This is a genomic window from Paraburkholderia humisilvae, assembly GCF_902859855.1.
Classification (GTDB): domain Bacteria; phylum Pseudomonadota; class Gammaproteobacteria; order Burkholderiales; family Burkholderiaceae; genus Paraburkholderia; species Paraburkholderia humisilvae.
Map to the genome: position 1 here is coordinate 13,130 of NZ_CADIKH010000053.1, position 21,796 is coordinate 34,925.

24 protein-coding genes are annotated in these 21,796 nt (G+C 61.5%); 12 read left to right on the plus strand and 12 right to left on the minus strand.

Going from position 1 to position 21,796, the window contains the following annotated elements:
- Positions 1 to 126: 126 nt before the first annotated feature.
- Genes HV796_RS32900 through HV796_RS32910 form a run of 3 tightly spaced genes read left to right on the plus strand, consistent with a single transcriptional unit; the run spans position 127 to position 2,119 of the window.
- The gene (locus HV796_RS32900) at positions 127 to 867 is read left to right on the plus strand and encodes an energy transducer TonB (RefSeq protein ID WP_175232077.1); all 741 of its coding nucleotides are present in this window, start codon (positions 127 to 129) and stop codon (positions 865 to 867) included.
- 60 nt (positions 868 to 927) lie between these two features.
- Positions 928 to 1,686 (plus strand): MotA/TolQ/ExbB proton channel family protein, encoded by a 759-nt coding sequence (locus HV796_RS32905; protein ID WP_175232078.1) that lies wholly within the window; start codon positions 928 to 930, stop codon positions 1,684 to 1,686.
- Positions 1,687 to 1,702: 16 nt separating this feature from the next.
- Complete coding sequence (locus HV796_RS32910; RefSeq protein WP_175232079.1) at positions 1,703 to 2,119, plus strand: ExbD/TolR family protein; 417 nt, start codon at positions 1,703 to 1,705, stop codon at positions 2,117 to 2,119.
- A 477-nt stretch (positions 2,120 to 2,596) separates the two neighbouring features.
- Here the strand turns inward: HV796_RS32910 and HV796_RS32915 are convergent, their stop codons facing one another.
- Complete coding sequence (locus HV796_RS32915) at positions 2,597 to 3,583, minus strand: LysR family transcriptional regulator (protein ID WP_175232080.1); 987 nt, start codon at positions 3,581 to 3,583, stop codon at positions 2,597 to 2,599.
- 124 nt (positions 3,584 to 3,707) lie between these two features.
- Between HV796_RS32915 and HV796_RS32920 the strand changes: the two genes are divergently transcribed.
- The 4 genes from HV796_RS32920 (at position 3,708) to hemP (ending at position 6,155) form a co-directional block, all read left to right on the plus strand.
- Positions 3,708 to 4,580, plus strand: a complete 873-nt coding sequence (locus HV796_RS32920) for a pirin family protein (protein WP_175232081.1) — start codon at positions 3,708 to 3,710, stop codon at positions 4,578 to 4,580.
- A gap of 197 nt (positions 4,581 to 4,777) precedes the next feature.
- A complete protein-coding gene (locus HV796_RS32925) occupies positions 4,778 to 5,176 on the plus strand; it encodes an OsmC family protein (RefSeq protein ID WP_175232082.1) in 399 nt (132 codons plus the stop codon).
- 31 nt (positions 5,177 to 5,207) lie between these two features.
- Entirely contained in the window at positions 5,208 to 5,702 is a 495-nt protein-coding gene (locus HV796_RS32930) for an SRPBCC family protein (RefSeq protein WP_175232083.1), read from the plus strand.
- A gap of 174 nt (positions 5,703 to 5,876) precedes the next feature.
- Positions 5,877 to 6,155, plus strand: coding sequence for a hemin uptake protein HemP (gene hemP / locus HV796_RS32935; protein WP_175232103.1), 279 nt, complete (start codon positions 5,877 to 5,879; stop codon positions 6,153 to 6,155).
- Between the two features lie 351 nt (positions 6,156 to 6,506).
- Here the strand turns inward: hemP and HV796_RS32940 are convergent, their stop codons facing one another.
- The 6 genes from HV796_RS32940 to uvrB form a co-directional block, all read right to left on the minus strand.
- The gene (locus HV796_RS32940) at positions 6,507 to 6,923 is read right to left on the minus strand and encodes a GlcG/HbpS family heme-binding protein (RefSeq protein ID WP_175232084.1); all 417 of its coding nucleotides are present in this window, start codon (positions 6,921 to 6,923) and stop codon (positions 6,507 to 6,509) included.
- A 30-nt stretch (positions 6,924 to 6,953) separates the two neighbouring features.
- Positions 6,954 to 8,360 (minus strand): 4Fe-4S binding protein, encoded by a 1,407-nt coding sequence (locus HV796_RS32945; protein WP_175232085.1) that lies wholly within the window; start codon positions 8,358 to 8,360, stop codon positions 6,954 to 6,956.
- Complete coding sequence (locus tag HV796_RS32950; RefSeq protein ID WP_175232086.1) at positions 8,357 to 9,202, minus strand: FTR1 family iron permease; 846 nt, start codon at positions 9,200 to 9,202, stop codon at positions 8,357 to 8,359. The genes HV796_RS32945 and HV796_RS32950 overlap by 4 nt, the downstream gene beginning before the upstream one ends.
- A gap of 90 nt (positions 9,203 to 9,292) precedes the next feature.
- Positions 9,293 to 9,610: a cupredoxin domain-containing protein gene (locus HV796_RS32955; RefSeq protein WP_377694696.1), complete on the minus strand. Its 318-nt coding sequence runs from the start codon at positions 9,608 to 9,610 to the stop codon at positions 9,293 to 9,295.
- 144 nt (positions 9,611 to 9,754) lie between these two features.
- Positions 9,755 to 10,303 carry an iron transporter gene (locus HV796_RS32960; protein WP_175232088.1) on the minus strand — a complete coding sequence of 183 codons (549 nt, stop codon included), beginning with the start codon at positions 10,301 to 10,303 and terminating at the stop codon, positions 9,755 to 9,757.
- A gap of 296 nt (positions 10,304 to 10,599) precedes the next feature.
- Positions 10,600 to 12,693, minus strand: a complete 2,094-nt coding sequence (gene uvrB, locus HV796_RS32965) for an excinuclease ABC subunit UvrB (RefSeq protein WP_175232089.1) — start codon at positions 12,691 to 12,693, stop codon at positions 10,600 to 10,602.
- A gap of 384 nt (positions 12,694 to 13,077) precedes the next feature.
- Here uvrB and HV796_RS32970 point away from each other — a divergent pair, with 384 nt between their 5' ends.
- Complete coding sequence (locus HV796_RS32970; RefSeq protein ID WP_175232090.1) at positions 13,078 to 14,277, plus strand: amino acid aminotransferase; 1,200 nt, start codon at positions 13,078 to 13,080, stop codon at positions 14,275 to 14,277.
- Positions 14,278 to 14,550: 273 nt separating this feature from the next.
- On the opposite strand, the gene HV796_RS32975 is transcribed toward HV796_RS32970, so the two are convergent.
- On the minus strand, positions 14,551 to 15,795 hold the full coding sequence (locus HV796_RS32975) for a DUF3734 domain-containing protein (protein WP_175232091.1): 1,245 nt from the start codon (positions 15,793 to 15,795) through the stop codon (positions 14,551 to 14,553).
- Positions 15,796 to 15,810: 15 nt separating this feature from the next.
- Positions 15,811 to 16,608, minus strand: a complete 798-nt coding sequence (locus HV796_RS32980; protein WP_175232092.1) for a 3-hydroxybutyrate dehydrogenase — start codon at positions 16,606 to 16,608, stop codon at positions 15,811 to 15,813.
- A gap of 217 nt (positions 16,609 to 16,825) precedes the next feature.
- On the opposite strand from HV796_RS32980, the gene HV796_RS32985 reads away from it, so the two are divergent.
- On the plus strand, positions 16,826 to 17,797 hold the full coding sequence (locus HV796_RS32985) for a potassium channel beta subunit family protein (RefSeq protein ID WP_175232093.1): 972 nt from the start codon (positions 16,826 to 16,828) through the stop codon (positions 17,795 to 17,797).
- A gap of 203 nt (positions 17,798 to 18,000) precedes the next feature.
- Positions 18,001 to 18,846: a 23S rRNA (adenine(2030)-N(6))-methyltransferase RlmJ gene (locus HV796_RS32990; RefSeq protein WP_175232094.1), complete on the plus strand. Its 846-nt coding sequence runs from the start codon at positions 18,001 to 18,003 to the stop codon at positions 18,844 to 18,846.
- 33 nt (positions 18,847 to 18,879) lie between these two features.
- On the opposite strand, the gene HV796_RS32995 is transcribed toward HV796_RS32990, so the two are convergent.
- From HV796_RS32995 to cueR, 3 genes are all read right to left on the minus strand, one after another.
- Positions 18,880 to 19,275: a hypothetical protein gene (locus tag HV796_RS32995; RefSeq protein WP_377694686.1), complete on the minus strand. Its 396-nt coding sequence runs from the start codon at positions 19,273 to 19,275 to the stop codon at positions 18,880 to 18,882.
- A gap of 174 nt (positions 19,276 to 19,449) precedes the next feature.
- The gene (locus HV796_RS33000; RefSeq protein ID WP_175232095.1) at positions 19,450 to 19,596 is read right to left on the minus strand and encodes a DUF3563 family protein; all 147 of its coding nucleotides are present in this window, start codon (positions 19,594 to 19,596) and stop codon (positions 19,450 to 19,452) included.
- Positions 19,597 to 19,896: 300 nt separating this feature from the next.
- Positions 19,897 to 20,328, minus strand: a complete 432-nt coding sequence (gene cueR, locus HV796_RS33005) for a Cu(I)-responsive transcriptional regulator (RefSeq protein WP_175232096.1) — start codon at positions 20,326 to 20,328, stop codon at positions 19,897 to 19,899.
- A 130-nt stretch (positions 20,329 to 20,458) separates the two neighbouring features.
- On the opposite strand from cueR, the gene HV796_RS33010 reads away from it, so the two are divergent.
- Together HV796_RS33010 and HV796_RS33015 are read left to right on the plus strand one after the other, a co-directional pair.
- Positions 20,459 to 20,668, plus strand: a complete 210-nt coding sequence (locus tag HV796_RS33010) for a heavy-metal-associated domain-containing protein (protein ID WP_175232105.1) — start codon at positions 20,459 to 20,461, stop codon at positions 20,666 to 20,668.
- Between the two features lie 14 nt (positions 20,669 to 20,682).
- Complete coding sequence (locus HV796_RS33015; protein WP_175232097.1) at positions 20,683 to 21,681, plus strand: dTDP-4-dehydrorhamnose reductase family protein; 999 nt, start codon at positions 20,683 to 20,685, stop codon at positions 21,679 to 21,681.
- The last annotated feature ends 115 nt before the right edge of the window (positions 21,682 to 21,796 follow it).

Sequence of the window (21,796 nt, forward strand, 5' to 3'; positions counted from 1 at the left end):
CTCGAGGAGTTCGAGATGGAATTGCTGATCGGTTTTGTCATAACGCTGTGCATTTCGCTGCTGATACTCCGCAAATGACGTTGCTCCGCCTGACGTGCCGCGTCGACAGCGCGCCGCTCCCCTAACATGCAGGCTTCCTCTCCTACCACGGCGGGCTTCCCGCTGACCGGTGTTGTCCGGTTCAATCCGCGTTTCATTACGGCGGTCGCGGCGGTTTTGATTGCGCACGCGGTGCTCATCGTCATTGCACTGACGATGCGGGAAAAGCCATTGCCGAAACCGGTCGAACTTCGCTCGATTACGGCCGAACTGCTGAGCCCGCCCGCCCCACCGGTAGCCGCGCCCGCGGCGATTCAGTCAAACCCGACGCCGCCACCGAAACCCACGCCACCGGTACATCGCGAGAAGCCGAAGGTTCAACCGCGCCCGACGCCGGTGCCCAAGCCGACGCCGCTGCCTGAAGCGGCCGCGCCGTCACAGCACGAAATCGCCGCACCCGAGCCGGCGCCGCCCGCTCCGCCCGCGCCCGCCGCACCAGCGGAACCGGCTGCGCCCGCGGCCGGCAAACCAACACTCGCGCTGTCCGCGCCGAAAAGCGTGTCGCATCTGGACTGCAGCATCACTGCCCCGGATTATCCGGCCTTGTCACGCCGCCGCGGCGAAAGCGGCACGGCGTTCGTGCGCTTCGTGGTCGGGTTGACCGGCAAGATCGAAAATATCGAATTGAAGAAGAGCAGCGGTTTCGACCGCCTCGATGATGCCGCGCTGTCGGCGATGCGCTCGAGTTCGTGCCAGCCGTATCTGGAAAATGGCCAGCCGATCCGCGCAACTTATACCCAGCCGTTCGAGTTCGGCCTGAAAGACTGAACTCGACTGAACCCGACTGAACCGTCGAGCTGATGCAGTTTTTAAAAAGAAGGAATGGCAATGCAAAACTACGGTATGGCCCATGTGTGGGCGCAAGGGGATTTCGTGACGCGCGGCATCGCGCTCGCGCTCCTGATCATGTCGGTGCTGTCGTGGACCGTGATTGTCGTCAAAAGCCTCGGCGTGATGCGTCTGAACCGGCTAACGAAAAATGCCGAGCGCGCGTTCTGGCATTCCGACGATCTGGCCGATGGCATCAAGAAGCTCGGTGGCAGCGCATCGACGCCGCAGGACAACCCGTTCCTTGCGCTCGCGCTGTCGGGCCAGGAAGCCGCCGATCACCATCATCAGACGCAGCCGCATCTGCATGACCGGATGGATGTCTCCGACTGGATCACGCGCTGCCTGAAAGACACGATGGATGATTGCGTCGCGCGCATGCAAAGCGGCCTCGCGATTCTCGCGTCGATCGGCAGTACCGCGCCGTTCGTGGGCCTGTTCGGCACCGTGTGGGGTATCTATCACGCGCTGTTGACGATCGGTGCGACCGGCCAGTCGTCGATCGATCAGGTCGCGGGCCCGGTGGGCGAAGCGCTGATCATGACCGCGGCCGGTCTGTTCGTCGCGATTCCCGCGGTGCTCGGCTATAACGCGCTGACGCGCGCCAACAAGGCGATCGTCACAAAGCTGAACCGCTTCGCGCACGGCCTGCACGCATTCTTCGTCACGGGTGCCCGCCTGTCGTCGTCCAGGCGCGGCGCAGATGGTCTGCGGCTCGCGACGGCACGCCATCCGGCCCACGCCGCCAACGCGAACTGATTGACGAGGCACTTCGATGGCAATGAGCCCTTTCGCCGGCGATGATGACGACGGCCTGATGAACGAAATCAACATGACGCCGCTCGTCGACGTCATGTTGGTTCTCCTGATCGTCTTCATGGTGACGATTCCGGTGATACGTCATGCGGTCAAGATCGACTTGCCGCACGCGAGCAGTCAGAAGGAAGACACGAAGCCGGCACAGGTCACCGTGTCGATCGACGCGGACGGCAATGTGATGTGGGACGAGAAAAAGATCTCCGACGACGAACTGCGCGCCAAGATCGCCGCAGCGGCCCAGCAAACGCCGCAACCGGAGCTGCATCTGAATGCGGACCGTAAAGTCGCGTACGAAAAAGTCGCCGACGTGATGTCCGCGGCACAGGCGGGCGGCCTAACGAAAATCGGTTTCGTGACGCAGCCGAAGCCCTGAGACTGATCGGTCGGCCGCGTGATGCGGCCCCACCGCCCCGCTCCATGGAATCGACGCAGTTCCAACGCCCCTTCAGCACTCCCTTCAAAGCTTCGCCACCGGATGCAGTTGAAGTAGCCAAAGTAAAAGGCCTTCATCGTCGGATGAAGGCCTTTTTTCGTTGCGCACGCGGCGCATTCGGGCGGCGGGATTACTTGCCATCGGAAGAGTAGCTCGCATCACCGCATGCGACGGCCGTGGTCGTCACGGACAGCGCGATCAGCCCTATCAGGCTCGCTATGATAGCGGCCATGAGTTTTCGCATAGGAAGCTCCCTTGCGAATGGGATTTCAATATAGGCCCGCCAGCGCATGCATTCAAGCAAACGGCGATTGAAAGTAGTGATCGACGCGCACGCTCGAATACCTAAATCAAACCCCGTGCAATGCAGCACGACCGTGCGACCTCCGTTCCCGCGTTGAAGATGCCTGGCAGTACCTATTGCGCCTGTAGCGCTTCCGCTCGCGCATACTCTTGCGCGACGCTCGCCGGGCATTCACCCGTGATGAACTTGCCTTCCTCCGGGTCGAGCATTTCAACGAGGTAGTCGACGAAAGTCCGCACCGCCGGCACCATCCCCTGGCGAGACGCAAACACCGCATACAGTTGTGGCGACGGCAGCGTCCAGCCCGGCATCACCGGCGACAGCAATCCCGAGCGCAGTGCGGCTCCGTACATCATCTCGGGCAGCGCAGCGATGCCGACACCCGCCAGCGCTGCTTCGCGCACCATCACGAGATCGGCGGTGACCAGACGCGGCTCGTGCTCGTGCACGTGCCGTGTGCCATCCGGCGCAATCAGACTGAATACGTGACGGCCGTCGTTGGTCGGTGTATCAAGCGTCTCGAAACGGTTCAGATCCGACGGTTGCAGCGGCGGCGCATTCTGGCCTAACAGGCTCGGTGCGCCGACCAGCATCTGCTGTGTGCGCCATAGCGGCCGCACGACGATGTTCGAGCTATCCGGCGGATCTGAACGCACGCGCAATGCGACATCGATTGAATCTTCGAACAGATCGACGACGCGGTTCGTCACGCGCATCACCACGCGGACTTCCGGGTAGCGATGCATGAACTCGGGCAGAATCTGCGAAAGAATGGTCTGCGACACGGTAACGGGCACGCTGACGCGCACCGTGCCGCGCGGCGACGAACGCAGCTGCTGTACCACGTTCACGGCCGCTTGCGCCTCCGCCAGCATCGCCTGACAGTGCTGATAGAACAGGTGACCGGCTTCGGTCAGCGCGAGCTTGCGCGTCGAGCGTTGTAACAGGCGCACGCCGAGCGAGCCTTCCAGTTCGGTCAGACGGCGCGACAGACGCGACTTCGAGATGCCGAGCACGCGCTCGGCAGCGGAAAATCCACCATGTTCGACGACTTGCGAAAAGTACATCAGGTCGTTCAGGTTATGCGAATCGATCTTCATGTCATCGTTCCACTAGCAGAACAATCCATTGCGGCAGGGCCACTTCAACCGCCAAAAGCGGTCCATATAATAGCCCTACGTTTCAAAAACAACGCTATTCCCCATTTTTCTGAGGTGACTTTTGATGAGCTCGACGCGCACCATTGAACGCACGTATCCCGCCGTTCGCACGACCGAAGGCGGTGGCTTTATCGTCCACCGCCCGTTTCCGACCCGCATGCTGATGGACTTCGACCCGTTCCTGCTGCTCGATGAAATGGGGCCGGTCGACTACGCGCCGGGTGAAGCGAAAGGCGCCCCCGATCATCCGCACCGCGGCTTCGAAACCGTGACCTACGTGCTCGAAGGACAATTCGGCCATAAGGATTCAGCAGGCCATTCCGGCACGCTGCATGCGGGCGATGTGCAATGGATGACCGCGGGTGCGGGCGTCGTGCATAGCGAAATGCCTGATCCTTCGTTCGTGCAAACGGGCGGCCGCGTCCATGGGCTGCAGTTGTGGGTGAACCTGCCGCGTCGTGACAAGATGATCGAGCCGCGCTATCAGGAAATCCCTTCGACGCGCATTCCGGTCGCGACGTCAGCAGACGGCAATGTCCGCGTCAAGGTGATTGCAGGCGAAGCGCTTGGCGCGAAAGCCGTGATCGAAACGCGCACGCCGATTCTGTACCAGCATTTCACGTTGCAACCGGGCGCGCAAATCGTGCACCCGGTGCCGCGCGAGTATCGGGTATTTGCATATGGATTGTCGGGAACCGGCTTGTACGGAGAAGGCCGTCAGGCGATCGCTGCGCAGAAAATGATCGTGTTCGACAACGACGGCGACAGCATCACGCTCGCAGCCGGCGACGAGCCACTCGATGTGTTGCTGTTCGGCGGTGTACCGCTCAACGAACCCGTGGTGCGCTACGGCCCGTTCGTGATGAATACCGAGGACGAAATCCGCCAGGCTGTGATCGACTACCAGGCGGGCCGCATGGGCCGCATCACGCACTGATTACGCACTGATCGCGTGCGGTTTGCGCGCGGTTTGCGTGCTGCGCTGGCGCGCGTGCGTCACGTCGATACGACCTTCAGCGCGATTTCGGTCACAATAGCGACTCACCTGGCGACTACCCCGGCCACTTACCCGGCAGTTCGCCCGCGCGCGGCGCTTTGCGCCGCGCGTTGCATTCCATCCGTCCAGGAGCATACATGGCAGAGTCCAAGGTCACCGCACACATCGGCTCGACGAATTTCAAGGTTCTTTTCGACGACGGCGCCCATACGTGGCTCGCCGATGAACCCGAATCGCTGGGCGGCGGTGATCGCGGGCCGACGCCGGTCGGGCTGCTGCTGTCGAGTCTCGGCGCATGCACGTCGATTACGCTAAAGATGTATGCGCAACGTAAAGGCTGGGCGCTTGACGATGTGCGCGTCACATTGTCGATCGAAACCGGCGACGAAGGATCGACGATCGATCGACAGATTTCGCTTGAAGGCAATTTGTCCGATGAGCAGCGGGAGCGATTGCTGCAAATCGCCAATGCATGCCCGGTGCACAAGATCCTGACGCGCCCGATCGCGATTCGCACGGGTTTGACCGTCGCTTGATCACATTGCGCGCTAACAGGAAGCTGTCGCTTTGAACTTCGAACACCTGGTCCAGATCAACGATCCGCTGAACCCGCTCGTCGAAAAAATGACGCGCGACCAGCTTTGGGAAGGCCTCGTACTGCGCGCTGAACAGCCTCAGCTATTCGTGCTGGGACTGGACAGCTGCACGATATTGTCGCGCACCGAAAGCACGCTCGAACGCGAACTGCACTACGGCCATGCGGTCGTGCACGATCACGTCACGCTGCTGCCGAAGGAAAGCGTGCGCTACGACATCATGGCGACCGCGTCGCACGTCGGCGGCTCGCTAACGATGACCATCGAGCAGCCCGACCCGCTGCAACTCTTTCTGCGCTTCGAATATCAGACCACGCTGCCGACCACTGAAGAACGGCCGGCGGATAACGACGTTCGCCAGACGCAGGAGATCGTCAAATCCGCCTACCGCGAGTCGGACATCGATACGGTGCGGCTGATTCGCGAATACATCCTCGGGCTGAATGCGCCGAATCAGTTGCACTGACATTGGCGTGCGCTCCAACCTGCATGCTGGCTTCGCCGCTCGGGAGCAGGCGCCGCTTACATCCACTTTGTACGTCCCTATCGGAACGCGATTCCGATGAATTTCGCTTTCTTGTGAATAGGAATGGTTATCATTTAGAATCAACTCCATCGAATCGAACAACCGATGGCACGAATGACGAACCTGACGCGCTCTTCCACGCTTAGCCTGCGCCGCCCCGCGGCGCAAGCCTTGACGACTAGCCGTGCGAGCAAGGCCAGCGCATCGGCAGCAACGCCGTCCGCGGAACGGCCGGAGCGCGCGAATAGCGCGTCGTCCGATACGACCGCCACGGAGCGCGTGATTCGCAGCGACGCGCTGCTGCAGGGCCGCAGTCATATCAGCATCACGCACAACGGCGAAACGTACCAGTTGCGCGAAACGCGTTTGGGCAAACTGATTCTGACGAAGTAGCGAACGATGTAACCGCGGCGCGACAGCGCAGCGAATGAGTCATCACCGGGTATTGTGGGGACCACCTCTGCGAGAGGTGTTGGGCTTTAGCCAGCCACGACGGCTTGCACGCAAGATCTAGACCCCTTCGTGCAGACACCAAGCCAGCCGTCGAAGCCAGCCAGGCCGCTTTTTTGGGTTCTCACTCACAGCAACGCGTTCAAGTGGCCATTGCGCCCGCGCGCCGCGCATTGCGATGAATAGCAGAAGCCGTGCCGATGGAAACACCGCACGGCGTTTGTTTTTTTGAAATGCCTGCAGCAGTGCCTCGGCCTCGACAGCGGCCCGCGCGTCGCCGTCAGGCGTCGGTTATCAGTGCGCGCCGGCTTCGTCCAGCGCCGCAATGCCCGCACGAGCAATCGACGCATCCTGGTCGGACTTCACGCCCGACACGCCAATCGATCCGACCACCTCGCCATTCACGATGATCGGCACGCCGCCCTCGACCATTGCCACCAGCGGCGCACTCAGAAACGCGGTGCGCCCCTGCTTGATGATGTCCTCGTAGACCTTGGTCTCACGGCGCCCGAGCAACGCGGTACGGCCTTTGCCGATCGCCATTTCGACGGTGCTTGCCGCCACGCCGTCCATCCGGTGCAGATACAGCAGATGACCGCCTTCGTCGAAAATCGCAACGGTCACGTGCCACTGATTCGCGGCCGCGTGCGTTTCGGCCGCGGCGGCCATCTTCCTGACGTCGTCGTCAGTCAAAACAAGTTTGCTTCTCACAGGTGTCTCCTCCGGTTGGCTGGCGCACCGTCAGTGCGCCCAGCCCCAGAACATCAGCCACCACGCGCTATCGACGACCGCCAATGCAGCCATGAACCATACCATTGTGAACCCGCGCTGCAAAAACCGCGCACTGTAGCGGCGCGTGACGAGCCACGCGAGCCACGCGCTCCACAGATTGGCAATCGCGAGAATCGCAAGCCGCACATCCGATGCCCAGAAGAGCGGCACGTGCTCGGCGCGCAACAGTGACAGCGTGGTCGCCGACAGGCCGAGAAATACGCCCGTGCCCGCGATCGGAATCAGCGCCTGCGCAAGATGATGCAACCGCGTCCTGTCAAAGCGGCCGAGCGTACGCGCGGCGCCGGCCATCAACGCCAGCAGCACGGTACCGTACACAAACCCCGTCACGAGGATGTAGCCGATCACCATCGTGCCGTCGAGCCACGAAAAGACGTCGTTCTGCTCCGGGTAATGCGTAAACAGGAACCACGGCACATGATCGGTTTCGAGCGGCCATGTGATGTCGCGATCGATCAGCCACGTTGCGAGGAACTGCTTGACGCCGATGAACCACGGCGATGCGGTCCAGTGGAATGCACCGATCGCGATACCCAGCAGGCCGTACAGGATCAGCGCGGTATCCCATGCGTTCGCCTGCTTGTCGCCGAGATCGACGACTTCCGACGAGGCTTTGCGCCACGTCAGCGCGATCGCATCGCGATGGCCCGCGCAACGCCCGCACATATGGCATGGGGCTGCGCCTTTCATATTGCGCAGCGGCACAAGCGGCGCGCAGTTGATCGGAATCACGCGATGACCGTGCTCGCCCTGCTTGTAAGAGCGTCGCCAAGCCTCTTCGTCGACCTTGTAGTGAAACGGCGCGAGCCGCGCCAGAAGCGCAAAAACCCCGTTCACGGGGCACAGGTACTTGCACCAGATGCGCTTCTCGCGGCCGTACAGCAATCCGATGATCATCGCCGCAAAGGTCGATCCGCCGAGTACCAGCAGCACTGCCTTCGGATACTGGTAGACGCTCACCATCTGACCGTAGATGGTCGTGATGCCAAACGCGACGAATGGCCAGCCGCCCCAGCGCATCCAGTGCGGAATCGCGCGGCCGCGGCCGAATTTGCTGGCGAACTCCGCGAGCGCGCCTTCCGGGCACAGCACGCCGCACCACACGCGCCCAAGCAGCACCATCGACAGCAGCACGAACGGCCACCAGATGCCCCAGAACACGAACTGCGCAGCGAGCGTGAGGTTGTTCCACAGATGCGCGCTATCGCCCGGCAATGGTGTGAATGCGGGGACCAGAATCAGAAATGCGTAGACCGCGACGACCACCCACTGAATGCCGCGGATGGCAGCGCCGTTGCGCTGCATCCACAAACCGACTTCGGCAAGCCGGCCCTGGCGGCTCAGCACGCTGCTCATGCGGCGCGCCCCGCCTGCCGCTGCGCGACCGGCCGCTGCGCACGGCGCATCAACAGATACACGACCGCCCAGTACACCGCATAAGCAATCAGATTCATCAGCGCCGGGTGCGCGCGATAGCCGGTGAGCGTCGCCACGAGCGAGCCGAATGTGCTTGAATCGTCGAGCATTCCCGACGTGTTCCACACCTGGTCGATGATGGTCGGCAGGAATTCCTTGTCGATCAGCTTGTCGACGCCCGTCTCGAACAGGCCCGCACCGAGAAAAAGCAGCATGATTTCGGTGACGCGGAAAAAGAGCCGCCACGAGAAGATCTTGCCGCCCAGCTGAAGCACATAGAACGTCAGGAACGCAAGCGCAAGGCCGATCAGCGCGGCGAGCACCTGAGTCACCGCGACATGCCCGGATTGCCCAAAACCGACCCCGTACAAAAAGATGACCGTCTCGCTCCCCTCACGCGCGATCGCGAGTGTGACGAGCAGCGTAATGCCCCACCAGTTCGCGTCCTGCGTGCTCTTCTGCAGCGATTGTTCCATGTCGCGTTTGAGCGTGCGGCCATGCTTCTTCATCCACAGCACCATCTGCACGATCAGCACACAGGCGATCAGCACGATCGCGGTCTGGAAATAGTCCTGCGCATCGCCGGACAGCACCTCAGTGAAGCCGACCAGTGCGGCGCCCAGCGCGATCGCCGCGAGCACACCCGCGCCGACACCCGCCCACAAGTAAGGCAAGCCACGCCGCGCATTCTCATCACCGTTTTTCAACCACGCATACAGGATGCCGACGACCAGCAACGCCTCGACGCTCTCCCGCCACACCACGAACATCACCTGACCCATCGATACCTCCAACCGCATTGCCGAGAACGCTTGCGCGCTCCTGATCCTTACCTGAGTGAGCCGCCGACCGGATGCCCGAACACGGCCTTGTTATTTCGCCACGATCACGCCCTGCGCCTGCTGATGAAAATCGTCGAAGAACTTGTACTCACCTGGCGACAGCGGCGCGATCACGACGAATGACGACGCGCCCGGCGCCAACACCTTCTCCTTGCGCAGTTCGACGCTTTCGAACTCAGCCGCGCCCTTGCCGACGTTGTGCACTTCGATCTTGATGCGCTGACCCGCCGGCACTTCGATCCGGGCCGGGTTCAGCTTGCCGTCGCTCATCTCGAGCTTGAACGTCGGCAAATCGGCTGCGTGTGCAACGTCGACCCAAGCGGCAGAACAAGCCAGCGACACCGTCATTGCGAAAAGCGCAATCCTGTTGTTAAGTCTCATGCACGATCCCTGAAGCTTCACTTAAGAACGTGCTATGCGCGCCGCACATTCCCCGTTCGACCCGCTAGTCAGAACCGCAGCTCGACGCAACGGCTCATCGACGCGACTCGCTCAATATCCACCCTTCTTGCCGATGCCCGCGAACGTGAAGTCGTAGTCGAGCGTGAACGGCTTGAACCACGGACCCACGCCGGTTTCCTTGTCGACGTGGCGACCGAACGCCATATGGCCCATCTGCATCGGCGGCTCGACGATCAGCTTCAGGTGGTACTTACCCGGTCCCGACAGCTTCACGTTGTCGCCATAGTGCGGACCATCGTTCGCGACCATCGCCATCAGATCGCCCTTCTGCGACCAGCTCGAGCCGTTCTTCGTCAGTTCGTAATGCACTTGCAGGTACGGCATCCAGTCGCCTTCGGCGAAACCGGTCGGATTGTTCTTGACCGCATGGATATCGGCTTCGAGGTGAACGTCCGAATCCGATGCCTTGCGCATCATGCCTTCCGGGTCCATCGTGATCGGTTGCAGATACACGGCGCCGATCTCCATGCCACCCTGAATCTGCTGTTTGCCGATCGGGTACTCGGCAGCCGCGGCCGGCAAAACAACAGCCACGGCGGCAGCGAAAACACCGCCGCACAAAATTGACGAAACGCGCATTGAAACTCCTTTGTTTTTTTAAATGAAGCGAGCCGTCACGACCCGCTGCGACAACCCATTCCAAAGCTTCCAACCTGACTGCGAAAATAGTAAAGAACGATAATGCGAACCATTCTCAATACTTGTCGCGAGTGTATCACTCTTCTGGTTCCGGGACAAATGCAAATACGCGGGAAACCCCGTCGCGTCAGGGGTTTACGGGAAGCTTATGGTCATTCTGTCGAGGGAGTTCCGCAGGGTGAACGCCGATGCGGCATGACGCCGCATGCCCCGCAAACGAACAGGATGTCCCATCGTCAGTCGGTGCCCGTCAGATGGTCGCCAACGTTCGCGCCGAATACGCGTTCGCGCAGCAACGCGAGTTGATCGCGCGCTTGCGCGGCCTTTTCGAATTCGAGGTTCTTCGCGTAGTCCATCATCTGCTTTTCGAGGCGCTTGATTTCCTTCGCAAGCTGCTTTTCGGACATATCCTCGAACTTCGCGCGCTGCTGCTGCTCGCGCAGTTCGGTGCGCGCTTCGTCGGCGTTGTAGACACCATCGATGATGTCCTTGATCCGCTTGACGACGCCGCGCGGCACGATGCCCCTTTCCTCGTTGTACGCGATCTGCTTCGCACGCCGCCGCTCGGTTTCGTCGATCGCGCGACGCATCGAGTCGGTGATCGTGTCCGCGTACAGAATCGCCTTGCCGTTCACGTTGCGCGCCGCGCGGCCGATGGTCTGGATCAGCGAGCGCTCGGCGCGCAGGAAGCCCTCCTTGTCCGCGTCGAGAATCGCGACCAGCGACACCTCCGGGATGTCGAGCCCCTCGCGCAAAAGGTTGATGCCGACCAGCACGTCGAAGGTGCCAAGACGCAGATCGCGGATGATTTCGACGCGCTCAACGGTGTCGATATCGCTGTGCAGATAACGCACCTTCACGCCGTGGTCCGCGAGGAATTCGGTCAGCTGCTCGGCCATGCGCTTGGTCAGCACCGTGACCAGCACGCGGTCGCCAGCCTTCACGCGCTCATTGATCTCGCCAAGCACGTCGTCGACCTGGCTGCGCGCCGGACGCACTTCGATTGCCGGGTCGACGAGTCCGGTCGGACGCACGACCTGCTCGGCCACCTGGCCGGCGGTCTTCTTTTCGTAGTCGGCGGGCGTCGCCGATACGAACACGACCTGGCGCATCTTGCGCTCGAACTCGTTGAACTTGAGTGGCCGGTTGTCGAGCGCCGACGGCAGACGAAAACCGTAGTCGACGAGATTTTCCTTGCGCGCGCGGTCGCCATTGTACATACCGTTCAACTGGCCAATCAGCACGTGCGACTCATCGAGCAGCATCAGCGCGTCGGGCGGCAGATAATCGACCAGCGTCGGCGGCGGCTCGCCTGGCAATGCGCCGGAAAAATGCCGCGAGTAGTTCTCAATGCCTTTGCAGAAGCCGAGTTCGTGCAGCATCTCGAGATCGAAGCGCGTGCGCTGTTCGAGGCGTTGCGCTTCGACGAGCTTGCCCTGCGAGTGGAAGAACTCGAGTCGCTCGCGCAGTTCGTCCTTGATCGTTTCGACCGCGCGCATCACGGTTTCGCGGGGCGTCACATAGTGCGACGACGGGTAGACGGTAAAGCGCAGGATCTTCTGACGCACGCGGCCTGTCAACGGATCGAACAGTTGCAACGTATCGATTTCATCGTCGAAGAGCTCGATGCGCACCGCCATTTCCGCGTGCTCGGCCGGAAACACATCGATCGTGTCGCCGCGCACGCGGAACGTGCCGCGCTGGAAATCCGCCTCGTTTCGGGTGTACTGCATCGCGATCAGCCGCGCGATCACCTCACGCTGCCCGAGCCGATCGCCGGTTCTGAGCGTGAGGATCATCTGGTGGTACTCGGACGGATTGCCGATACCGTAGATCGCCGATACGGTCGCGACGATCACCACGTCGCGGCGCTCCATCAGACTCTTGGTCGCCGACAGACGCATCTGCTCGATATGCTCGTTGATCGACGAGTCTTTCTCGATGAACAGGTCGCGCTGCGGCACGTACGCTTCCGGCTGGTAGTAGTCGTAGTACGACACGAAGTACTCGACCGCGTTGCGCGGAAAGAACTCACGAAACTCCGCATATAACTGCGCGGCGAGCGTCTTGTTCGGCGCGAACACGATGGCCGGGCGGCCGAGCCGCGCGATCGTGTTCGCCATTGTGTAAGTCTTGCCGGAGCCGGTCACGCCGAGCAGCGTCTGGAACGACAACCCGTCCTCGATGCCTTCGACGAGCGTCTCGATGGCGGTCGGCTGGTCGCCTGCCGGCTGATACGGCTGATAGAGCCTAAACGGCGAGTCTTCGAACTCGACGAACTTGGATTCGTCCAGCGTATCGTTGACTTCACTCAGGTGATGTTCGGACATGGGCGGCATCCTGGGCCGGAAGCAAACGACTATTTTAGCGATTTGCGAAGCGGCGGGGCTGGGCGTTGGAACGCAGGTTAGGTGCAGCGAGTTGCAGGCAAGGGCCGATTGGCACGACTTTCCAGCACTTTGTCGATACGGCGGGCCTCGGCGGTCCGGCACTCAAACATGCCGCGCACCGCGCACGCGGTCGGCCGGCGCCCGATAACGGCAGGTCGCATATATGGCCATCGCGCAGCATTCCAACAGATTTGCGCCTAAAAACGCGTGCGGATTCGCTACAATGGCAAGTTGCGCCGGCTGTCCACATCCGGTTGCCATGGCCGGATGCCATTTCAGAAGCCGTTCCGTCGCCGTCTCTCTATTCACTACTGCCGAACCATCATGTCTCTCTTTTCCGCTGTCGAACTTGCCCCCCGCGACCCGATCCTGGGCCTGAACGAAGCCTTCAATGCCGATCCGCGCCCGACCAAGGTCAATCTCGGCGTGGGCGTCTACACCAATGAAGAAGGCAAGATTCCGCTGCTGCGCGCAGTGCGCGATGCGGAAAAGGCACGTATCGAAGCAGCGCTGCCGCGCGGCTATCTGCCGATCGAAGGCATCGCCGTTTATGACGCAGCGGTCCAGCAACTGCTGCTCGGCAAGGACGCGCCGCTGATCGCGGCCGGCCGCGTGGTAACGGCGCAAGCGCTCGGCGGCACCGGCGCGCTGAAAATTGGCGCAGATTTTCTCAAGCGTCTGAACCCGGCGGCCAAGGTCGCGATCAGCGACCCGAGCTGGGAAAACCACCGCGCGCTGTTCGAAGGCGCGGGTTTTGACGTGGTCTCGTATCCGTACTACGACGCAAAAACGAACGGTGTCAATTTCGAAGGCATGCTGACGGCCCTCAACAGTTATGCGCCGGGCACGGTCGTCGTACTGCACGCATGCTGCCACAACCCGACCGGCGTCGATCTGACGGCCGACCAGTGGCGCCAGGTCGTCGAAGTCGTGAAGGCACGTCAGCTGGTGCCGTTCCTCGATATCGCGTACCAGGGCTTTGGCGACAGCATCGATGCGGACGCAGCCGCAGTGCGTCTGTTCGCACAGTCGGAACTGAACGTGTTCGTCTCGTCGTCGTTCTCGAAGTCGTTTTCGCTGTATGGCGAGCGCGTCGGCGCACTGTCGATCATCACGAACAGCAAGGAAGAAACCGCGCGCGTGCTGTCTCAACTGAAGCGCGTGATCCGCACCAACTATTCGAACCCGCCGACGCACGGCGGCTCGGTTGTCGCCGCTGTGCTCGGCTCGCCGGAACTGCGTGCGACGTGGGAAACGGAACTCGGCGAAATGCGCGACCGCATTCGCGCCATGCGTAACGGCCTCGTCGCACGTCTGCAGGCGGCGGGCGTGGACCGCGATTTCAGCTTCGTGAACGTGCAACGCGGCATGTTCTCGTACTCGGGCCTGACGGCCGCGCAGGTCGATCGGCTGCGTGAAGAGTTCGGCATTTATGCGGTCAGCACCGGCCGTATCTGTGTCGCGGCGCTCAATACGCGCAACCTCGATGTGGTCGCGAACGCGATTGCGCGCGTGTTGAAGTAAAGCGGCACATGCGCCCGGCCGGACCGTTCGATCGGTCCGGACCGATGCGGGAAGCGGAAGCGGAAGCGGAAGCGGAAGCGGCACTGTAGAGTCAGTGCCGCTTTTTTGTTTCGCGTCCTTTCATTTCGCTTTTTATTGCCCCTGCGTGTCGCCACTTCTTGTCGCCACTTTTTGCTTTTGCTCCGTTTCGGTTCGCCCCACGCCTGCTTCAATGGAAACGCCCGAACGAACACCTTTGCCAGCTTCGGCGCCGGGGCTGCAAACCTGCAAGCATCAACGCATGTCGCGATGAATATCGTGCGTTATGAAGCCCGAGTCGTTGTCCGGCATATCGAGCCAGCCGGGCTGAGCGAGCGATGCGCGAATGTCCTCGAGTCCGCTTTGCCAGTGCTCGTGCATCGTCGACAAGCCGAACTGATAGTCCTTGTAGTGCCCTTCATACTCCTTGTTCCGGTAGATCAGGTGGATCACGTTGTAGCGCTTCGAACACGACAGTTCCTCGGCAAGCTTGCACCACGGATCATTGCGATGTTCGGGCCCGACGCGGTCTAGCAGCTCGCGCAGCACATGCCGGAAGCGCTGCGTACGCTGCATCATGTCCGTGACAAGGCGTGTACGACTCGAATACTGAATGTCCTTGACCCGCCCTTGCACGTCGGTGACGTTGTCCGGCACCGGGCCGACCGCGCTCCATAAGTCCACCTGGAACGCGAGCGTGTCGCGACGCGGCGTCGTCTGCGCGACCTGATTGAGCGGCGTGTTCGACATCAATCCGCCATCCCAGTAGTACTGGCCGTCGATCTCGACCGCGCCGAAACCGGGCGGCAGCGCGCCGGACGCCATGAAGTGCTCCGCCTTGAGCGTCGTGCCTGGGTGCGTGTTGTCGAAGTAGGCGAAGTTGCCGGTGCCGACATTGACCGCGCCGATCGACACACGCGTTTCCCCCGAGTTGATGCGATCGAAGTCGCAGAGCCGCTCGAGCGTTGCCTTGAGCGGCGTCGTGTCGTAGTAGCTGGCCAGTTGCGGTGGCCCGGACACGGTCGGCAGCGGCGGCGGAAAACGCGGCACGAAAAAGCCCTTCTGCCCGTCGACAATCGCCCCCACCGCCTGCATCGCCGTGAATGCTTTGCGAACCGTGTCGGTGGAGTTGAAGAACGCGTGCTCGACGAATGGCGGCAACGGCGGCCCAAATGCAGGCTGGCAGATGGTCTCCCAGAACTCGCGCAGCCGCTCGATCCGGTGCTCGGGCGCATTGCCGGCAATAATCGCCGTGTTCAACGCGCCGATCGAAATGCCGGCGATCCAGTTCGGCAGGATGCCGGCCTCGTCGAGTCCCTGATACACGCCTGCCTGGTACGCACCGAGCGCGCCGCCGCCTTGCAGCATCAGCGCGACCGTCTCGTACTGTGGCAGTTCGAGGTGCCGACTTGCGCCGATGCCGGCTGCGGCGCCCGCATGCTGACCGTTATCCTCGCCGGCCACGCCTGCGCGGGCCTCCTTGACGTTGCGTTGCGCCATTCGTGCTCTCCCTGTTTATTGCATATACCAGCCGTGGCTGACGATAAACGACTGGCCGGTCAATGCCGCCGTCGGGAACGCGGACAGGAACAACACCGTCTGCGCCACATCTTCGACGGTGGTGAACACGCCGTCCACCGTGCCGCCCAGCATCACGTGCTTGACCACCTCTTCCTCGCTGATGCCGAGTTCCTTCGCCTGCTCGGGGATCTGCTTGTCGACAAGCGGCGTGCGCACGAAGCCCGGGCAAACGACGTGCGAACGCACATTGTGCTTCGCGCCTTCCTTCGCAAGCACGCGCGCAAGTCCGAGCAGCGCATGCTTGGCGGCAACGTACGCCGACTTGAGCGGTGAAGCTTCATGCGAATGGACGGAACCCATGTAGATCACGACGCCGCCGCGATCGCCGTTGTACATGTGCTTGAGCGCGGCCTTGGTGGTAAGGAACGCACCATCGACGTGGATCGCCTGCATTTTCTTCCAGTCGGAAAACGCGTAGTTCTCGATCGGGTTAACGATCTGAATGCCGGCGTTTGAAATCAGGATATCCACCGAACCGAACTCGGCGGCAACCTTGTCGATACCCTGATTGACCGCGTCTTCGTTCGTGACATCCATCGCGACGCCAATCGCTTTGCCGCCCGCGCTTTTGATTTCATCGGCAACCGCGTTCGCGCCTTGCTGGTTCAGGTCGGCGATCGCGACGGCGGCGCCGGCTTCCGACAACGTCAACGCGATCTGTTTGCCGATACCGCTAGCCGCGCCGGTGACGACCGCGACCTTGCCTTTCAGACTCGTATTCAATGACGACATCCCGAACCTCCATGCAGTAGATGAACAATGAAACCATGGCGCGCGTGTGCCGTGAAGCTAGCCGAACGGCATATCCCGTCCGGACGAATGTTGCACCGCGGCCAGCGCTGCTATTGTGCATGAAGCTGAACGCGTAAAGCACCGATCACGTGCTGAGCGGAATCGGATTAAGCTAAGCGGTTTTCACGCAGTTTTGGACAACCAGAAGGGGAATTGCATGAACTATCGTCGTCTTGGCCGCTCCGGCCTGCAGGTCAGCGAGCTGTCGATCGGCTCGTGGGTCACTTACGGCAATCAGGTGGATCGCCGCGTCGCGCGTGAATCGCTCGCGGCGGCACGCGATGCCGGCATCAATTTCTTCGACAACGCGGAAGTCTATGCAGGCGGCCAGTCCGAAGAAATCATGGGGCATGCGCTCAAGGAACTCGGTTGGTCGCGCGTCAGCTATGTCGTCTCCACGAAGTTCTTCTGGGGCCTCAATGAAGCACCGAACCAATACCACACGCTCAATCGAAAGTATTTGCTCAACGCCATCGACGCCTCGCTTGCACGCCTGCAGCTCGACTACGTCGATCTCGTGTTCTGCCATCGGCCCGATCCGCATACGCCGATCGAGGAAACCGTATGGGCGATGAGCGACATGATCACGCGCGGCAAGGCGCTGTACTGGGGCACGTCGGAATGGAGCGCGGATGAAATTCGCGCGGCCTACGAAATTGCCGAACGGCATCACCTTCACAAGCCTGTCATGGAGCAACCGCAATACAACCTGTTTTGCCGCAAACGCGTTGAAGAGGAATACAGCCGGCTCTACGAAGACATCGGCCTCGGCCTGACCACCTGGAGTCCGCTCGCTTCGGGCCTGTTGACTGGCAAATACCGCAACGGCGTGCCCGCCGGTAGCCGCGCCGAACTGCAAGGTTACGACTGGCTGCGTCATTCGCTGACCGACGCGAGCAAGAACAGCATTGTGGGCAAGCTCGGTGAAGTCGCAAACGAACTCGGCTGCACGCTCGCGCAACTGGCGATCGGGTGGATCCTGACGAACCCGAACGTCAGCACGGTGATTACCGGCGCGTCGCGCGTCGAACAGATCGGCGAGAACATGAAGGCGCAAGACGTTACGTCAAAGATCACGCCGGAGATCAAGCAGCGCATCGAAGCGATCATCGGCGACTCGTTCAATTGAGCGAATGCGTCGCATGCTCGGGGAGCGCGCGGCTCCGGGCACTGGCTAGTTCAGCATAACGTTTTAGTGGACCGCAATGCGGCGTCGCGTACTACAATACGCGCCCGCGTTGCGTGAACCGGCAACGCGCGGTACATGCGTCACCGGTCGGAACGGCCGGCACGTGCCTAATATGTTTTTGGACACCCGCCCCGGATTCCACCATGCTCAGTTATCGACACGCCTTTCACGCCGGCAATCACGCTGACGTTCTGAAACACGCGATGCTGGTCCAGTTGCTGCGCTATCTCGGTCAGAAAGACAAGGCGTACTGGTACATCGACACGCATGCGGGCGCCGGCGTGTACGCGCTAAAGGAAGGCTACGCGGCAAAATCCGGCGAATCCACAAGCGGTATTGCGAAACTGTGGAAGCGCGATGACCTGCCGCCCGTGCTCGCCGACTACGTCGAGGAAGTCTGCGCGATCAATCCGGACGGCGAGCTTCGCTACTATCCCGGCTCGCCCTATCTCGCGTATCGTCTGATGCGCGCACAGGACCGGATGCGCCTGTTCGAACTGCACAGCACCGAAATCGAGGTACTCCGCCACAACTTTCGCGACGCGGGCCGGCGGGCCATGCTTTTCGCGGGAGACGGGCTTGACGGCATCAAGACGCTGCTGCCGCCGGCGCCCAGGCGTGCGCTGGTGCTGATCGATCCGTCGTACGAAGACAAACGCGACTATGCGCGCACGCTGACTTGCATCGAAGAGAGCCTGAAGCGCTTTGCCACCGGAACCTACGCGATCTGGTATCCACAGGTCGCGCGGCCCGAATCGCAGCGCTTCGCGGACCAACTCAAGCGGCTGCAGGAAAAAAACTGGCTGCATGTATCGCTGACCGTCGGCAGCCCGCCGACCGATGGATTCGGGCTGTTCGGCAGCGGCATGTTCATACTGAATCCACCGTTCACGCTGCCCCAGGCAATGAAGGACACGATGCCGTGGCTTGTCGAAGCATTGGGACAGGACAAGGCGGCGCAATTCAAGGTCGAATTTCGGCCGGACTAACGCAGTCCGGGGTGCCTTGGCCGGTGGGTTGTGCTACTGCGGCTGTGGGGCCGGACGCGGCGGTTGTGGACGCGGCCCGCCTGAGTGCGGCGGCTTTCCGGCGTTCGTCGGCAAATTGATGTACGGCGCCACATAAATCGGCGTCGAAGAATTATTGTACGGCGCCAGCTGCTCAGGCTGGGCTGCCGGCGTCGCCTGCACGATCGGCTGCTGGGACAGCGGCGCGTTCTGCAGCACGGTGCCGCTCTGGCCATCGCTAATGCCGTGTTGCGAGTCGAGGATCAGCGGCTGTCCGCCCGATGCCGCGAACGCAGACGAAGCCGCGAATGCCTGCGCCAGCAGCATCGAGGCTGCGGCGGTGATCACCAAATGGGTCGAACGGACCTTGAGCATAGGCGACGGGCAGATCAGATTAAGAGGCAACTTCAAGTGGGACAAACGCCTCGCGCGAAATGCGACGAAGTCCACACAAAAAAGTGCTTTACCTTACCGCAGTGGCAACGTTCAGACTAGTGAATATTGAGTGTACGGGTGCCAGTCATGACAAAGCCCCGCTTGGCGGGGCTTTTTTCGCTTCGACGCAGGCTTTCGCCTACCACTGGCTTACAGCGTATAACCATTGGTTTCGAGCGCGCGGATCCGCTGTTCGAGTTGGACGATATCGGTCGACTCGGCGAGATACGCTTCGCGGCGGCTTTGTTCTGCGCTTTCGAACCAGTTGCTCAGTTTTTCGATGACAAACGCGATCATGATGTTTCTCCAAGGATCAGTATGAATCCCCGGTGGGTCGAACATCAGGGATTTCCCGTAAGAGGGTTAACCCGCATTATAGACGTTCGGCGCGCTTATGCTAGTGAAATGCCTGAATTCTGTGCATTTAAATTTGGAACAATGCACCGTTTTTGTCAGAGCAAACGGTTGATTCTGATACGTTTTCCAACTGCAGGCCGGCGACAGGGAAACCTTCCATGCCAATTTGCACCGATTAAGTGCATGTTGACGCACTCGTGGCGAATCCCATCTCCATCGCCCTCCCTACCCATCGATGGCTCATCCGTCGTGGTCGTGACATCCGTTGCTGCCCAGCTTTCCATCGATGGCTGCGAGCGTCTCGATGATCGGACAATCGGGTCGATCGTCGCCGTGGCAGTGGTCGGCAAGATGAGCGAGCGTGTCGCGCATTTCCGCCAGTTCGGCAATTCGCCGGTCGAGTTCGGCCACATGCTCAAGGGCAATCGTCTTGACTTCCGCGCTCGCCCGGGAGCGGTCGTGCCACAGCGCCAGCAGACGGCGAATGTCGTCGACCAGGAAGCCGAGGCGCCGCGCCTGGCGGATAAAGCGCAGCGAGTGAACCTCCTGCGTCCCGTACACGCGATAACCTGCCGGCGTGCGCGCCTTGGCTGCGAGCAAACCGACGCTTTCGTAATAGCGGATCATTTTCGCCGTCACGCCCGACGCGCGCGCCGCTTCGCCAATATTCATGCCGCTTGCCCCTCTTTCATCACCATGCCGCCCGATCCTACACCTTCCCATGTTGGGAAGGTCAACATGCCTGTTGGGCATCGATGGGCATAATCCGATCATCCGTATCTCTCTGCAGAAGGAACCCGAAATGACCATCGAATTCAACGTGGAAGGCATGAGTTGCCAGCATTGCGTGTCGGCCGTGACCCACGCGATCCGCGAGCGCGACGCAGCGGCGCGCGTCCAGGTCGACCTTGCGGCAGGCAAGGTCACCGTCGAATCTGCTGCGCCGGTCCAGACGCTGAAAGACGCGATCGACGACGCGGGCTACACGGTCGTCGCCGTCGCAAATCAATGACAGACGGGCGGCGCATGGGCAAGATCGCATTGATCGGCGCATCCGGCCTGCTGGGTCGCGCGATTGCGCAGCGTCTGTCGCAGCAGACAGGCTGGCAGGTCGTACAAACGGCGTTGACGCGCGCCCGGGCGCCGCATGTCGTGCTCGACATTCTTGACACGCAAGCGATTGACCGCTTTGTCGACGCGCAGGCGCCGGACGCCATTGTGATCGCCGCAGCCGAGCGCCGTCCGGATATTTGTGAGAGCGATCCGGCGCTTGCACACGCATTGAACGTCGACGCGGTGCGTGCGATCGCTCGCGCTGCGCAAAGGCATCGCGCGTGGGTGCTGTCGGTTTCAACCGATTATGTGTTCGACGGCACCCGGCCGCCCTATCAGCACGATGCTCCGCCTGCGCCGATCAACGCCTATGGTCGCAGCAAGCTGGAAGGCGAACAGGCGCTTCTTGAGTCGACCAGTACGGGCTGCATCCTGCGCTTGCCATTGCTATACGGGCCGATCGTCAGCTGGCAGGAGTCGGCGGTGACGAGCCTCGTGCCAGCGATCGCCGCATCGGCGCGCGCGCGGGCCGATACTTCTGCGCAGGCGCAGCCACTCACCGATCGACACTCAGATCCGGCGTGTGCAGATCGAGCCCCGCGGCCTGCTGTGATGGACGCATGGGCGACCCGTTACCCGACCTTCACACCCGACGTCGCATGTGTGATTGAGCAAATGATCGAGCGGCACTTGCGCGGCGCACCGGTGTGCGGCATCACGCAATGGTCGGGCAACGAACCGATGACGAAGTACGATATCGCGCGGCGGCTCGCCGACGCGCTGCAGATCGATGCGCACCTCACGCCGCAATACACGCCGGCCGACGCGACACCGCGTCCGCGCGATTGCCGCCTTGATTCGGGCGTACTCGAAGCGCTCGGTATCGGGCGCCGCACGCCGTTCGATGTCGCGATCCGGCAGGTACTGTCCGATTTTCCCTGGCGCGGCGATGCGTCGCAGACCACGGCATAGCGCGCCCGCGTTGTTGCGTTGCCTGAGCTGGCGCAGCTGACGCATGGCGTTGTGCACCACGACCGGTTGGCGCACGGCCCGTGGACAAAATAACAGCAACGACAGCGGCAACCGG

What these genes read in the sequence shown, in the direction of transcription:
- HV796_RS32915 (WP_175232080.1), bottom strand. Translation starts at nt 3,583, where the DNA reads ATGAAGATCGATTCGCATAACCTGAACGACCTGATGTACTTTTCGCAA.
- HV796_RS32970 (WP_175232090.1), top strand. Translation starts at nt 13,078, where the DNA reads ATGTCTCTCTTTTCCGCTGTCGAACTTGCCCCCCGCGACCCGATCCTG.
- HV796_RS32985 (WP_175232093.1), top strand. Translation starts at nt 16,826, where the DNA reads ATGAACTATCGTCGTCTTGGCCGCTCCGGCCTGCAGGTCAGCGAGCTG.
- HV796_RS32955 (WP_377694696.1), bottom strand. Translation starts at nt 9,610, where the DNA reads ATGACGGTGTCGCTGGCTTGTTCTGCCGCTTGGGTCGACGTTGCACAC.
- HV796_RS32960 (WP_175232088.1), bottom strand. Translation starts at nt 10,303, where the DNA reads ATGCGCGTTTCGTCAATTTTGTGCGGCGGTGTTTTCGCTGCCGCCGTG.
- HV796_RS32910 (WP_175232079.1), top strand. Translation starts at nt 1,703, where the DNA reads ATGGCAATGAGCCCTTTCGCCGGCGATGATGACGACGGCCTGATGAAC.
- HV796_RS32980 (WP_175232092.1), bottom strand. Translation starts at nt 16,608, where the DNA reads ATGTCGTCATTGAATACGAGTCTGAAAGGCAAGGTCGCGGTCGTCACC.
- HV796_RS32950 (WP_175232086.1), bottom strand. Translation starts at nt 9,202, where the DNA reads ATGGGTCAGGTGATGTTCGTGGTGTGGCGGGAGAGCGTCGAGGCGTTG.
- HV796_RS33015 (WP_175232097.1), top strand. Translation starts at nt 20,683, where the DNA reads ATGGGCAAGATCGCATTGATCGGCGCATCCGGCCTGCTGGGTCGCGCG.
- HV796_RS32975 (WP_175232091.1), bottom strand. Translation starts at nt 15,795, where the DNA reads ATGGCGCAACGCAACGTCAAGGAGGCCCGCGCAGGCGTGGCCGGCGAG.
- HV796_RS33000 (WP_175232095.1), bottom strand. Translation starts at nt 19,596, where the DNA reads ATGATCGCGTTTGTCATCGAAAAACTGAGCAACTGGTTCGAAAGCGCA.
- hemP (WP_175232103.1), top strand. Translation starts at nt 5,877, where the DNA reads ATGACGAACCTGACGCGCTCTTCCACGCTTAGCCTGCGCCGCCCCGCG.
- HV796_RS32920 (WP_175232081.1), top strand. Translation starts at nt 3,708, where the DNA reads ATGAGCTCGACGCGCACCATTGAACGCACGTATCCCGCCGTTCGCACG.
- HV796_RS33010 (WP_175232105.1), top strand. Translation starts at nt 20,459, where the DNA reads ATGACCATCGAATTCAACGTGGAAGGCATGAGTTGCCAGCATTGCGTG.
- HV796_RS32925 (WP_175232082.1), top strand. Translation starts at nt 4,778, where the DNA reads ATGGCAGAGTCCAAGGTCACCGCACACATCGGCTCGACGAATTTCAAG.
- cueR (WP_175232096.1), bottom strand. Translation starts at nt 20,328, where the DNA reads ATGAATATTGGCGAAGCGGCGCGCGCGTCGGGCGTGACGGCGAAAATG.
- uvrB (WP_175232089.1), bottom strand. Translation starts at nt 12,693, where the DNA reads ATGTCCGAACATCACCTGAGTGAAGTCAACGATACGCTGGACGAATCC.
- HV796_RS32900 (WP_175232077.1), top strand. Translation starts at nt 127, where the DNA reads ATGCAGGCTTCCTCTCCTACCACGGCGGGCTTCCCGCTGACCGGTGTT.
- HV796_RS32990 (WP_175232094.1), top strand. Translation starts at nt 18,001, where the DNA reads ATGCTCAGTTATCGACACGCCTTTCACGCCGGCAATCACGCTGACGTT.
- HV796_RS32945 (WP_175232085.1), bottom strand. Translation starts at nt 8,360, where the DNA reads ATGAGCAGCGTGCTGAGCCGCCAGGGCCGGCTTGCCGAAGTCGGTTTG.
- HV796_RS32905 (WP_175232078.1), top strand. Translation starts at nt 928, where the DNA reads ATGCAAAACTACGGTATGGCCCATGTGTGGGCGCAAGGGGATTTCGTG.